Source organism: Paraburkholderia sp. BCC1876 (assembly GCF_902833695.1).
Classification (GTDB): domain Bacteria; phylum Pseudomonadota; class Gammaproteobacteria; order Burkholderiales; family Burkholderiaceae; genus Paraburkholderia.
In genome coordinates this window covers 109984-122715 of the sequence record NZ_CADFGI010000001.1, presented here as the reverse complement: position 1 = coordinate 122715, position 12732 = coordinate 109984, and the positions used below count along the sequence as shown (strand labels likewise).

Here is a 12732-nt window from a genome sequence, read left to right as displayed (position 1 = left end):
GGCACTCTCAGGTTCCCGCTACGCCCCCCTCCGCGCATCAAGCCGCCTTCAACAACCCATGCGGATCAATCACAAACTTCCGCGGCGCGCCGCCGTCGAACTGGCGATACCCTTCCGGCGCATCATCCAGCGACACCACCGTCACGTTGACGATATCCGCAATCGGCAGACGGTCCCACAAAATCGCCTGCATCAGATTGTGGTTGTACTTCATCACCGGCGTTTGCCCGGTATGGAACGAGTGCGACTTCGCCCAACCCAGCCCGAAGCGGATGCTCAGCGCACCTTTGCGTGCGGCGGCATCGGCCGCGCCCGGATCGTCCGTCACGTAGAGCCCGGGAATGCCGATCGCGCCGGCCGCCCGCGTGATTTCCATCAGCGAATTGAGCACGGTAGCCGGTGCTTCCTCGTGCGAACCACTGCTGCCGTGACCATGCGCTTCGAAGCCCACGCAGTCCACCGCGCAATCCACTTCCGGCTTGCCGAGAATCTGCTCGATCTGCTCCGCTAGCGTGGCGTCTTTCGACAGATCGATCGTCTGGAAACCCATCTTGCGAGCATGCGCGAGCCGCGCTTCGTTCATATCGCCGACGATCGTGCAGGCCGCGCCCAACAGTCGCGCGGAAGCCGCCGCCGCCATGCCCACCGGCCCCGCGCCCGCGATATAAACAGTCGCGCCCGGCTTCACGCCGGCCATCACCGCGCCGTGATAACCGGTCGGCAGAATGTCGGACAGACATGTGAGGTCGCGGATTTTCGACATGGCCTGCGCGTAGTCGGGGAATTTCAGCAGGTTGAAGTCTGCATACGGCACCAGCACGTATTCGGCCTGGCCGCCGATCCAGCCACCCATGTCCACATAGCCATACGCGCCGCCCGCACGCGCCGGGTTCACGTTCAGACACACACCGGTGTGCTGCGCCTTGCAGGTGGGACAGCGCCCGCAGGCCACGTTGAACGGCACCGAGACCAGATCGCCGATCTTCAGCGTCTCGACGTCGCGGCCCACCTCGACCACCTCGCCGGTGATTTCGTGACCGAGCACGAGGCCGACTTCGGCGGTCGTGCGGCCGCGCACCATGTGCTGATCGGAGCCGCAAATATTCGTGCTCACCACCTTCAGGATCACGCCGTGGCCGATCGACCGGCCGCGTGGATCGACCATCTTCGGAAAGTCGATCGACTGCACTTCCACCTTGCCCTGCCCGAGATACACGACGCCGCGATTGCTGCTCATTGTCTGTCTCCATGTCTTGTGAGCGGCGTGACCGACTCTCGCGCGGCACGCCGTTCAACGAGCGTAGCGCCCGCTGAACAAAGCACTGGGGTCTAACGCGACAGGAGTTTGACCGGAACCGACACGGCCGCCGCAAGCCGCGTCCACGTTGATGCTAGCCGGTTTTTATTGATTGACCGTTCAATATAAAAAAACTAACATGCCCCATCGACCCGGTGGGCGAAACGATACGTGCCCGCCTTTTGCCCTGTTACTGCCAGCGCCATGCCCAAACTCGGAATGCGCGAAATCCGTCGCGCGCAACTGATCGACGCCACCCTGCTCACGATCGACCAGACCGGTCTCGCGGGCGCCACGCTCGCTTCCGTGGCGCAGCGCGCGAGCATTTCCACCGGCATCGTCAGCCACTATTTCGGCGACAAGGACGGGCTGCTCGAAGCCACCATGCGGCACGTATTGCGCGATTTGTGGCAGGCCACGTCGCGCCGCCGTCGCGCCGCCAAGGCCGACCCGCGCTCGAAACTGCGCGCGGTGGTCGCCGCGAATTTCGACGCGGAGCAAACCAGCGGTCCGGTGATGAAAACCTGGCTCGCGTTCTGGTCCGAGAGCATGCACAAGCCGCAATTGCGGCGCCTGCAGTACGTGAACACGCGGCGGCTGAACTCGAATCTGTGCGCGGATTTCTCGAAAGCGCTGCCGCGTCCGGCGGCGCGCCGCGCGGCCAGCGGCCTCGCGGCGCTGATCGACGGCTTGTGGCTGCGCGGCGCATTGTCGGGCGAACCGTTCGACCCCAAAGCGGCACTGCGCGTGGCCAATGAATATATCGATCTGGTGCTGGCGGCACGCGCCTAGACCAGTCCACTCTTCAGCAAGGAGCAAGTCATGGCGGTATTCGCAACCCAACGTCTCTATATCGGCGGCGGCTACGTCGACGCGACCGGCGGAGAAACCTTCGACACGCTCGACCCCGCCACCGGCGAAATGCTCGCCACGGTGCAACAGGCGTCGGCGGCGGACGTTGACCGTGCGGTGCAATCCGCGCGCGACGGTCAGCGCGAATGGGCCGCGCTCACGGCCATGCAGCGCTCGCGCATTCTGCGCCGCGCGGTCGAGCTACTCCGCGAGCGCAACGACGAACTCGCCGCGCTCGAAACACGCGACACCGGCAAGCCGATTGCGGAGACGCAGGCCGTGGACATCGTCACCGGCGCGGACGTGATCGAGTACTACGCGGGGCTCGCCACCGCCATCGAGGGGCAGCAGATTCCGTTGCGGCCGACCTCGTTCGTTTATACGCGGCGCGAACCATTGGGCGTGTGCGCGGGAATCGGCGCGTGGAATTACCCGATCCAGATTGCGTGCTGGAAATCCGCGCCCGCACTCGCGGCCGGCAACGCGATGATCTTCAAGCCGAGCGAAATCACCCCCCTGTCGGCGTTAAAGCTCGCCGAGATCTACACCGAAGCCGGCCTGCCGCCTGGCGTCTTCAACGTCGTGCAAGGCGATGGCCGCGTGGGCGCAATGCTCGCCGCGCATCCTGACATCGAGAAGATTTCGTTTACCGGCGGTGTGGAGACCGGCAAGAAAGTGATGTCCATGGCCGGCGCTTCGTCGCTGAAAGAAGTGACGATGGAACTCGGCGGCAAGTCGCCCTTGCTCGTGTTCGACGACGCCAACCTCGAACGCGCCGCCGACATCGCGATGAGCGCCAACTTCTTCAGCTCCGGCCAGGTCTGCACCAACGGCACGCGCGTGTTCGTGCAACGCAGCGTGATGGCACGCTTCGAAGCGCTCGTGCTGGAACGGGTGAAGCGCATTCGCGTCGGCGCGCCGAACGACGCGCGCACCAACTTCGGCCCGCTGGTCAGCGCCGCGCAATTGCAGAAGGTGCTGGGCTACATTGAAAGCGGCGTGCAGGAAGGCGCGCGGCTGATCGCGGGCGGCAAGCGTCTTACCGACGGTCATTTCGCCAACGGTCAATACGTCGAGCCCACGGTGTTCGCCGACTGTCGTGACGGGATGCGTATCGTCCGCGAGGAAATCTTCGGGCCCGTGATGAGCCTGCTCGTTTTCGACGACGAAGACGAAGCCGTCAGCCGCGCGAACCACACCGCGTACGGACTCGCCGCGGGCGTCGTGACCGAAAACCTGGCGCGCGCGCATCGCGTGATTCATCGGCTCGAAGCGGGTATCTGCTGGATCAACACGTGGGGCGAGTCGCCTGCCGAAATGCCGGTGGGCGGCTATAAACAGTCGGGCGTCGGCCGCGAAAACGGCATTACCACGCTCGAACACTACACGCGCATCAAGTCCGTGCAGGTCGAACTCGGCCCGTATCAACCGGTGTTCTGACGAGGAGAAACGCGATGGCTTCGAACGAATACGACTACATCGTCGTCGGTGCAGGTTCGGCGGGCAACGTGCTCGCGTCGCGCCTCACTGAAGACGCGGACGTGAGCGTGCTGCTGCTCGAAGCGGGCGGTCCCGATTACCGCTTCGATTTCCGCACGCAAATGCCGGCCGCGCTCGCTTATCCGCTGCAAGGCCGCCGCTACAACTGGGCCTACGAAACGGACCCCGAGCCGCATATGAATAACCGGCGCATGGAATGCGGGCGCGGCAAAGGACTCGGCGGCTCGTCACTGATCAACGGCATGTGCTATATCCGCGGCAATGCGCTCGATTACGACGGCTGGGCCACGCGCGCGGGTCTGGAAAACTGGACCTATCTGGATTGCCTGCCGTATTTCCGCAAGGCCGAAACACGCGACGTGGGCGCGAATCCGTATCACGGCGGCGACGGCCCCGTGCATGTCACGACCAGCAAGCCCGGCAACAATCCGCTGTTCGCCGCGATGGTCGAAGCCGGTGTACAGGCCGGCTTTCCGCGTACCGACGACCTGAACGGCTACCAGCAGGAAGGCTTCGGCCCGATGGACCGCACCGTCACCGCGAATGGCCGGCGTTCGAGCACGGCGCGCGGCTATCTGGATCGCGCGAAAACGCGGCCGAATCTGACCATCGTCACGCATGCGGTGACGGACCGCGTGCTGTTCTCCGGCAAACGGGCGGTCGGCGTTACGTATCTGCATCACGGCAAGGCGGTGAACGCGCAGGCGCGCCGCGAAGTGCTGGTGTGCAGCGGCGCGATTGCCTCCCCGCAACTGTTGCAGCGCTCCGGCGTGGGTCGCTCGACGTGGCTGCGCGAACTCGACGTGCCGCTCGTGCACGATCTGCCCGGCGTCGGCGAAAACCTGCAGGACCATCTGGAGATGTATATCCAGTACGAGTGCAAGGAACCGGTGTCGCTTTACCCCGCGTTGCAATGGTGGAACCAGCCCGGCATCGGCCTCGAATGGATGCTGAACGGCACGGGTATCGGCGCGAGCAACCAGTTCGAAGCGGGCGGCTTCATCCGCACACGCGACGACGATTTGTGGCCGAACATCCAGTATCACTTCCTGCCGGTCGCGATCAATTACAACGGCTCGAACGCGATCAGGATGCACGGCTTTCAGGCCCACGTCGGCTCGATGCGTTCGCCGAGCCGCGGCCGCGTGAAGCTCGCTTCGCGCGATCCGAACGCGCATCCGAGCATTCTGTTCAACTACATGGCCGATCCGCTCGACTGGCGCGAGTTCCGCGACGGCATTCGCATCACGCGCGAAATCATGCGGCAACCGGCGCTCGACCGTTATCGCGGCCGTGAGTTGAACCCCGGCGCCGAGCTGAGCACCGACGAACAGCTCGACGCCTTCGTGCGCATGCGTGCGGAGACGGCGTTCCATCCGTCGTGCTCGTGCAAGATGGGCTATGACGACATGGCGGTCGTGGACAATGAGGGGCGCGTCCATGGCATGGAAGCGCTGCGCGTGGTCGACGCGTCGATCATGCCGCTCATCACGACTGGCAATCTGAACGCGCCGACCATCATGCTCGCGGAAAAGATCGCGGACCAGATCCGCGGACGGGCAGCGTTGGCGCGCGTCGAAACGCCCTACTTCGTCGCGAACGGCACGCCTTCGAGAAAACGTGAGGCCACAGCGGCGGTGTGAACGCCGCCGTTGTGGCTTCGCTCACGTCGATCAAAGGCCCAACTGCGCGATGAACTGATTGGTAAAGCCCAGCGTGCCCGCCTGGCCATAACTATTGCAGGTGGGCGACGCGTAGCCCGGCGCGCAGTCGTTGTCGCGATCGAACGACCAGAAATGCACGCCGGCCAGGCCGTTCTGCGTCGCGAACGAGGAGACGGTCGCGACGTCGGCGGTGGTGAAGACCTCGTCCTGCGTATCGTTGCCGCCTATCATCGGCGTGAGTTCGATCTGGCTATACGGCACGCCGTAATAGCCATGCAGATTGATCGCCGCCTGCACCGCCGATTGCCCCATATCGCACGAACCGCTACTGCCCACCACGCAATTGCCGGGAATGGAACTGCCATAGTCCATGGTCATGAGGTTGATCGTGTAATTCGTCAAGCCGGCGGATTGAATGGCGTTCATGACCATCTCGCCTGTGCCGCCCAGGCTTTGCGGCGAATTACCGCCCAATGTCGCGATCGTAAAGCTGAAACGCAAGTTGGGATAAGTTCTCTGCGCAACGATCACGCGCTGGATCAGGTTATTAATGTCGTCCTGACTTTGGCCCGCTTCAATATCGAAATCGACACCGAGCATATTGGCCGAGTAATAGGTCTGGATAAATTTGCTAAAGCCGGCGTCCGAGCCGCAGGTGAACGAGCCTGCCGCGCCGCCGGTGGACACGATATAGCTCTTGCCCGCATTGACGGCCGCCTGAACGTTCGCCCCCGCCACCTGCGAAGGCGTCAGCCCCGCCCAGTTTTCGCTCCCGCATTCGCCGGTGGCGAACGCCCAGGTCAGCGTATTGAGCTTGCCCGGCATCACACTCAGAATGGGTTGTAACGACCCCGTCACGTTGGTGGAAATCACATTCGTGTTCCAGTTCATATTGATCGTGAGATCTTTGTAGGGACTGAAAATAAATCCCTTCGCCACAACGGCGGCATGGGACATTTTCTTTTGACTGACACCGACCGGATCTGAAGCACCTCCACCACACGCTGCGATCACGGCGCATAAAAGACCGGCCGCAATGCCTTTTATCATGTTGGCTTTCAAAGTTTTCTCCTGAGTGAGAATCAATTTTGGCCATTTTCATTAACGGGTCGCTCTATCCGCCCGGCATGCTGAATAACCAGAAATGGCACACAGGCAGCTTAGTAATTCCCTCGGGGAAAACACCTGCTCAGATAGGGAGGTAAAGACGGGTTGTTCGAAACCGGAGCGGGCCAACCCGGAATCGGCGTGCGCTCCTCGCCCACAAGATTTTCTTTACCCTCACGCAACATATCGTCGATTGTCAGCCAACCGTAAATATCGGATAGTGCGGCCTGGCCGATAGTCAAGGAAACAACGCAGATGAAACTCCGCCCCCTCACTCCCATCGCGACGATCGCATTCGTCGCCCTGTGCGCCACCGCCGCCGCAACGCACGCCGCCGACAACAACAACGCCTCGCAAGCCAACATTCAACACACGGTCGACGCCGCCATTCAACCGCTCATGGCCAAAGACGGCGTACACGGCATGGCGGTCGGCGTGATCGTGGCGGGTCAGCCTTACGTGTTCAATTACGGCGTGGCGTCGACGGAAACCGGCAAGCCGGTCACGCAAGACACGCTGTTCGAAATCGGCTCCGTGAGCAAGACCTTCACGGCGACGCTGGCGTCGTACGCGCAAGTGACGGGCAAGCTATCGCTGTCGGACAAGACGAGCCACTACTTGCCGTCGCTGCAAGGCAGTCCGTTCGGCAACGTGCGTCTCGTCAATCTGGGCACGCATACGCCCGGCGTGCTGCCGCTGCAGGTGCCCGACGAGATCCAGAACGACGAGCAGTTTCTGGGCTACCTCAAAGCATGGAAACCGGGTTGCGCGCCAGGCACTTGCCGGACGTATTCGAATCCCGGCATCGGCACGCTCGGCCTGATCACGGCCAAAAGCATGGGCGAAGCGTTCACGCCGCTAATGCAACAGCGCCTGTTCCCCGCGCTCGGCCTGAAGAACAGCTATATCGACGTGCCGGCCGCCCGCATGCCGGACTACGCGCAAGGCTACAAGAAAGACGGCGCACCGATCCGCGTCGCGCCCGGCGTGTTATCCGCCGAGGCATACGGCGTCAAGACGACGGCAACCGACATGACGCGCTTCCTGCAAGCGAACATGAATCTGGTGCAGATCGACGGCGCCTGGCAACGCGCGATCACGGCGACGCATACGGGTTACTTCACGGCGGGCGTGATGACGCAGGATCTGATCTGGGAGCAGTACGCGACTCCGGTGGCGTTGAAGACCCTGCTCGAAGGCAACTCGACGGCGATGACGATGAAAGCGACCCCCGTCACCGCAATCAAGCCGCCGTTAGCGCCGCAGCAGGATGTCTGGATCAACAAGACCGGCTCGACGAACGGCTTTGGCGCGTATGTGGCGTTTATTCCCGGCAAGCAGCTCGGCATCGTGATGCTCGCGAACAGGAACGTGCCGATCGACGATCGCGTCACTGTCGCGCATCGGATTCTGACGGCACTCGCCGCCAGCGGCGCACGTTGATCAAAAAGGGGAATCGCCATGAACCGCGTGTTTCGCTTCGCGTCGATCGTGACGGCGGCAATGACACTGAGCGCACCGCTGCAATCAGCCAAGGCAGCCGGCACGCCACCGCCCACCAAAGACACCGTCGTCCTGCAACGCGTCCCCGTGGCCGGGACCAACTGAGAGATGGGCATGGGCATCGCCGAATTCCCGCCGAATGCAGCTAAAGCGCGGCACAAAGCGACCGGCCCGGAGGTCGCGTATGTGCTCGAAGGGGAAGTCACCGTGCAGGTGGACGGCCAGCCCGATCGGATCGTGCATGCCGGCGAGAGTTACCGGATGCCGGCGAACGTCGTCCACGTCACGAAGGCCGGCCCGGCAGGCGCAAAAGTGCTGGCCACGTGGGCGTGGATTCCGGGCAAGCCGTTCAACGTGGCCGCACCGAACTGAGCGGTCGCCACGCGACGAAAGTTGGCTTAAAAGCCGCCTTCCCCCTGCATGACCGCGACGAGCGCACGCAGCCACTTGCCCGCATAACTCTCCCGCCCGCCATCCAGCGACGCGCTTCCCGTCAACTCGCGCGTCAGCATCCTGCCGCTATCGCAGTCGCCGATCCGCACTCGCCAGGTCGCCTGCAACGGCACCAGTTGATGCGTCTTCGCGTCCTGCTCGGCGGGAATCGGGCCGCCATACTGGCTCGCGACCGAAGGCTCGTCGAGCACGCCGATATTCACTTTGTCGACGGCCTGCACGCGGCAATGCACCGGCCGCATTTCCGCGAGCGTCGCGACGAACACCGCCGGCTCGCCGGTCCGCACGCGGCCCACGTCGTTCTCGCCGACGAACGCGTCGCCCTTGATACCGCCGGGCCCAATCACGTCGTATAGCCGCTCGCCGCGCGGCAGCCACGTGCCGGCCGCGAGCGCGTCGCCCGGCACATCGAGCGTGCCGGCGAACGGCGCGCGAATCGTCAACTGTTCGATTTCCGCCTGCAAGCCCGCGATCGTCTGACGCGCCGCGTCCCAGCGCCGCGTCAGCGCGACGCCCTGCTCGCGCAGACGATCGTCGAACGCCTGCTGTTCGACCTGCCAGCGCAGCAAGGCTTCATCGGCCTGCGCAGCTTTGAGCTTGTACTCGAGATCCGGCGACACGATGGTCGCGAGCACCTCGCCCGCGTGCACCGTCTGACCGTCCTGGGCGGGCGGCGGCGTCGCCGCCACATAACCCGCCGCGACGGTGTACAAGCCTTGCGCATGCTGCGGCCCGAACACCGCCGGCGCATTCACGCCCGCGTGCCACGGCAACACCAGCAAGCCGATCAGCAACGCACCGAGCAACGCGCTGCGCCGGGTCTGCCACCGCCAGCGCAATTGCGCGCGACGCTCCCAGCACGCGAGCGTTTCGCGCCACATCGGCCGCACGATAAACCAGCCGAACTCGATGCAAAACAGCATCAGCCCCAGTACCTTGAAAAACGCGTGATACACGACCAGCGCGATCGAGAAAAACACCGCGAGCCGGTAAAACCACGTCGCCAATGCAAAGCCGACGAGAAACCGCCGCCGCGATGGCGAGCACGGTTCCGGCTGCGGCTCGTCGAAACCGAACAGCCACTCGCGCAGCCACCAGCGGCCGAGCGCGAACGCGCGGTCGTGCAGGTTCGGCATGTTGAGCCAGTCCGACAGCAGAAAATAGCCGTCGAAGCGCATGAACGGACTCGCGTTGATCGCCAGCGTGCCGATCCACGTGGTGGTGGCGAGCAGAAACGCCCCGGCGCGCAGCGGGCCGTCGGGCAGCAGACTCCACGCGAGCGTTGCCACGGCGGCGAGCGCGAGTTCGCTCAGCATGCCGGCCGCGCCGATCCGCAGACGGCTCGCGCGGCTTGGCACTTTCCACGCTTCGGTGGTATCCGTGTACAGCACCGGCAACATCACGAGAAAGGCCACGCCCATGGTCGGCACGCGGCAGCCGTAACGCTGCGCGGTGAACGCATGCGCGAATTCGTGCAGCACCTTCGCACAGCCAATCGCGATGCCGACCGCGACGAGCCCTTGCAGATCCGCGTACGAGTGGAACGTATGCAGGAATTCGTCCCAGCGGCGCGACACGAGGAACAGCCCGAGCACCGCGCAGGCGGCGATCATCATCCAGAACACCGGACGAAACGCGAACGACGCATAGCGCGCGGTGCGCCGCAGAAACGCCATGGGATGCCACAGCGGAATGCGGATCATCAGGTAGTGCTTGAGCAGCCACATCGCCTGGCCGAGCCGCCCTGCTTCGGCGCGGGCGGCGAGCCGGTCGGCGTCGGCAGCGGTGCGCGCGACCAGCAGGTTCTGCTGATGGAGCATGCGCACGAGCGCTTCCATGTCGTCGATCGTGACGGTCAGCGTCGTGTCGCGATTCACACTGGCGACGATCGCGCTGGCGTCGTCGAGCGGCCAGCGCGACAGCAGCTCGAAGGCCGGCCAGCCGAGCTGGAAAAAGCGGTTCGCGGCGGGGTCGTGCAGCATCCACGTCGGCGCGCCTTCCGACGAGGGCGCGCCGACGCTGAGCGTCAGTTCCTGGCGAAGTTGCGGCAGCCGGCTCATGTTGCGATCCCACTCAAACGGGCGGAGCACATGGCGTTACCAGCCCAGCCACTGACGCGCCAGCGTCAACGGACGACGCAGCACGTAGTAGAACAACGGCACCCAGTTGCCATGAATCCGCGCGGTGCCCATCGCGCCGAGCGGCGGCCGCGCCGTGGCGTCGCTAAAGGTCGCGCGGATGCGGTATGCGAGCACGCCGTCGGGCGTCGGCTCGGCGCGATACGCGACCGAGTCGATGCGCGCTTCGTAAGTGGCGAGCGGCGAGCTCTTCGGATACAGCGTGATCGTTGCGCCGGCTTTCACGTCGACGTTATCGGCAACCGGCACATAGGCGCTCAGTTCGACATGCGCCGGGTCCGCCAGCAACAGGATCTTTTCGCCGACGGCGACGGCCTTGCCGGTCCATTCGTTCGGATCGGAGAACACCGCGACGCCCGCGCGCGCCGCGCTGACCCGCACGCGCGCGAGTTGCTGCGCCGTGTAGTCGAGCTGCACGGCACTCTGGTCGAGCTTACCTTTGCGTTCGGCCATGTCGAGGCGGTTGCGGTCGTCGGTCACGGCGAGCTGCGCGGTCTGCCGATACTCTTCCTGCGCGGTATCGAAGTCCTTGCGCGCCAGCGCATAGCGCGACTGCAGCGTCGTGGCGTCGAGACCGAGCAGCGGCGTGCCGGCTGCGACCGGCTGGTTCGGCTGCACGTACAAACGGTCGATCACGCCGTCGAGCGGCGCGCGCACCACGAACGGATCTTTCGGCGTGACTTCGGCCGGCGCGAGCACCGTCAGCCGCACGGGAATCAGACACGCAATCGCCAACCCGATCAATACGCGACGCTGCTGCCGGCCCGGCTTCAGAATCACGCGCGCCCGTTCGAACCACGAAGGCCGCGGCCCGAACGCCGCGAAGGCATGAGCCCAGACCTGCGCAAGCTCGCCGAGCAACGCGCAATCCACCGCGGTCCAGGCGGCGTCGCGTGCGAACACCACGCCGCCCAGCGAACGGCCGCTGCGATCGGCCAGCGGCAGCCAGAGACCATGCTCGGGCCACCACGCCTGCCAGTCCTGCACGACGTGCGCGGCTGAAGGATCGACGGCGAGATCCGCCGCGGTGAAGGCACGCGCGCGCTCCGCGGGCGCTGCCACGGTCGCGTCGGCGGCACTCGGTGCAGCGGTTTCAGGCGCGCGCGCCAGCACCCGGCACAGCGCGCCGAGCCACTGCACGTAAGGCGCATTCGGATCGCTCTCCGGCAAACCGGATACCGCCGCCACCGTGCCGGGCGCGGTGCCGCGCCACCAGGCGGCTTGCCGGTACGGCAGCAGCGACAGCGTTTCGTTGACCACGGTGAAGCCAAGGGTCGCTTCGGTCTGCGCGTCGCGCGCGCGGGCCGCGAGTTGCCACAGCATGGCCAGTTGCTGCGGGTCGATTCGCACGTTATTCGCGTGGTTCCCGGGCGACGGCCCACCGGGCGCCGGATGCATGGCGGTCATCGGCTGGCGAAGGTAGCCCAGCCGCTCATGCCGGGCAGCAACTCGGGCACGTTGCCGGCCAGTGCGGCCGTCACGTCGACGGTCTGCGTCACCGGATCGACGCGCGCGCCGATGCGGGCGACCTGCGCCGGATAGGTCTTGCCGACCTCGTCGACCTGCACGCTGAGCGCATGGCCGGGCTTCAGCCAGACGAGCCACTTCGACGGCACGATCATTTTCAGTTCGAGACGGCTGGTGTCGACGATCGTCAGCAGCGGCTTGCCCGGTTCCGCGAACTGCTGCGGCGCGGCCGAGCGCTTCGAGACGCGGCCGTCGAACGGCGCGGTGATCACGCATTTGCGCACGGTCGCCTGCATGTAGGCGACCTCGGCGTTGCTCGCCTTCAGTTTGGCGGCCGCCTGCTGCACTTCGAGCTCACCGACCGAATGCAGTTGCGCGAGCCGCTGATCCACATTCAGCAGATCGCTGGCGGCGCCGGCTTCGGCCTGCGCCTTGCGCAATTGCGCCGTGTACAGCGAGCAATCGAGCGACACCAGCGTCTGACCGGTGCGGAACGCGTCACCGTCACGCAACGGCAGCGTCGCGATCTTGGCGGCGATTTCGCTCGACAGATCCACCTGATCGCGCGACACGAGCTGGATGCGGATCTTGCCCGCGTCGCCGGACGCATCGGTTTGCGCCGACGCCGGCTGCGGCGCGAGCGCCGGGGCTTGCACGGAAACCGGCTTGACCGCCGGCTTCGCGACAGGTTTTACGTCCGGCTGGGCGCCAGGCTGCGCGCTCCAGACCGGTTGTGCGGACAACATGACTG

General features: G+C 64.9%; 11 protein-coding genes. 6 read left to right on the top strand and 5 right to left on the bottom strand.

Going from position 1 to position 12732, the window contains the following annotated elements:
- Positions 1-37 precede the first annotated feature (37 nt).
- The gene (gene fdhA / locus HWY05_RS00450; protein ID WP_176057048.1) at positions 38-1237 is read right to left on the bottom strand and encodes a formaldehyde dehydrogenase, glutathione-independent; all 1200 of its coding nucleotides are present in this window, start codon (positions 1235-1237) and stop codon (positions 38-40) included.
- Positions 1238-1501: 264 nt separating this feature from the next.
- Here fdhA and betI point away from each other — a divergent pair, with 264 nt between their 5' ends.
- From betI to betA, 3 genes are read left to right on the top strand one after another with little or no spacing between them, the layout of a single operon-like run.
- Positions 1502-2089, top strand: a complete 588-nt coding sequence (betI, locus tag HWY05_RS00445) for a transcriptional regulator BetI (RefSeq protein ID WP_035557008.1) — start codon at positions 1502-1504, stop codon at positions 2087-2089.
- 30 nt (positions 2090-2119) lie between these two features.
- The gene (betB, locus tag HWY05_RS00440; protein WP_176057047.1) at positions 2120-3589 is read left to right on the top strand and encodes a betaine-aldehyde dehydrogenase; all 1470 of its coding nucleotides are present in this window, start codon (positions 2120-2122) and stop codon (positions 3587-3589) included.
- Between the two features lie 14 nt (positions 3590-3603).
- Positions 3604-5292 carry a choline dehydrogenase gene (gene betA, locus HWY05_RS00435; RefSeq protein ID WP_176057046.1) on the top strand — a complete coding sequence of 563 codons (1689 nt, stop codon included), beginning with the start codon at positions 3604-3606 and terminating at the stop codon, positions 5290-5292.
- 30 nt (positions 5293-5322) lie between these two features.
- Here the strand turns inward: betA and HWY05_RS00430 are convergent, their stop codons facing one another.
- The gene (locus HWY05_RS00430; protein ID WP_035557005.1) at positions 5323-6375 is read right to left on the bottom strand and encodes a glycosyl hydrolase; all 1053 of its coding nucleotides are present in this window, start codon (positions 6373-6375) and stop codon (positions 5323-5325) included.
- Between the two features lie 300 nt (positions 6376-6675).
- Between HWY05_RS00430 and ampC the strand changes: the two genes are divergently transcribed.
- The 3 genes from ampC to HWY05_RS38200 are packed head-to-tail and all read left to right on the top strand — an operon-like array spanning position 6676 to position 8295.
- A complete protein-coding gene (gene ampC / locus HWY05_RS00425) occupies positions 6676-7863 on the top strand; it encodes a class C beta-lactamase (protein WP_176057045.1) in 1188 nt (395 codons plus the stop codon).
- A gap of 18 nt (positions 7864-7881) precedes the next feature.
- Entirely contained in the window at positions 7882-8028 is a 147-nt protein-coding gene (locus HWY05_RS38205) for a hypothetical protein (protein ID WP_244146449.1), read from the top strand.
- A gap of 9 nt (positions 8029-8037) precedes the next feature.
- A complete protein-coding gene (locus HWY05_RS38200; protein WP_244146448.1) occupies positions 8038-8295 on the top strand; it encodes a cupin domain-containing protein in 258 nt (85 codons plus the stop codon).
- 26 nt (positions 8296-8321) lie between these two features.
- Here the strand turns inward: HWY05_RS38200 and HWY05_RS00415 are convergent, their stop codons facing one another.
- The 3 genes from HWY05_RS00415 to HWY05_RS00405 form a co-directional block, all read right to left on the bottom strand.
- Entirely contained in the window at positions 8322-10436 is a 2115-nt protein-coding gene (locus tag HWY05_RS00415) for a peptidase M50 (RefSeq protein WP_176057044.1), read from the bottom strand.
- Positions 10437-10472: 36 nt separating this feature from the next.
- Entirely contained in the window at positions 10473-11837 is a 1365-nt protein-coding gene (locus tag HWY05_RS00410; RefSeq protein ID WP_231585146.1) for an HlyD family efflux transporter periplasmic adaptor subunit, read from the bottom strand.
- 80 nt (positions 11838-11917) lie between these two features.
- Positions 11918-12727, bottom strand: coding sequence for an efflux RND transporter periplasmic adaptor subunit (locus HWY05_RS00405; RefSeq protein WP_081936372.1), 810 nt, complete (start codon positions 12725-12727; stop codon positions 11918-11920).
- Positions 12728-12732: the final 5 nt, after the last annotated feature.

What these genes read in the sequence shown, in the direction of transcription:
- fdhA (WP_176057048.1), bottom strand. Translation starts at nt 1,237, where the DNA reads ATGAGCAGCAATCGCGGCGTCGTGTATCTCGGGCAGGGCAAGGTGGAA.
- betI (WP_035557008.1), top strand. Translation starts at nt 1,502, where the DNA reads ATGCCCAAACTCGGAATGCGCGAAATCCGTCGCGCGCAACTGATCGAC.
- betB (WP_176057047.1), top strand. Translation starts at nt 2,120, where the DNA reads ATGGCGGTATTCGCAACCCAACGTCTCTATATCGGCGGCGGCTACGTC.
- betA (WP_176057046.1), top strand. Translation starts at nt 3,604, where the DNA reads ATGGCTTCGAACGAATACGACTACATCGTCGTCGGTGCAGGTTCGGCG.
- ampC (WP_176057045.1), top strand. Translation starts at nt 6,676, where the DNA reads ATGAAACTCCGCCCCCTCACTCCCATCGCGACGATCGCATTCGTCGCC.
- HWY05_RS38205 (WP_244146449.1), top strand. Translation starts at nt 7,882, where the DNA reads ATGAACCGCGTGTTTCGCTTCGCGTCGATCGTGACGGCGGCAATGACA.
- HWY05_RS38200 (WP_244146448.1), top strand. Translation starts at nt 8,038, where the DNA reads ATGGGCATCGCCGAATTCCCGCCGAATGCAGCTAAAGCGCGGCACAAA.
- HWY05_RS00415 (WP_176057044.1), bottom strand. Translation starts at nt 10,436, where the DNA reads ATGAGCCGGCTGCCGCAACTTCGCCAGGAACTGACGCTCAGCGTCGGC.
- HWY05_RS00410 (WP_231585146.1), bottom strand. Translation starts at nt 11,837, where the DNA reads ATGCTGTGGCAACTCGCGGCCCGCGCGCGCGACGCGCAGACCGAAGCG.
- HWY05_RS00405 (WP_081936372.1), bottom strand. Translation starts at nt 12,727, where the DNA reads ATGTTGTCCGCACAACCGGTCTGGAGCGCGCAGCCTGGCGCCCAGCCG.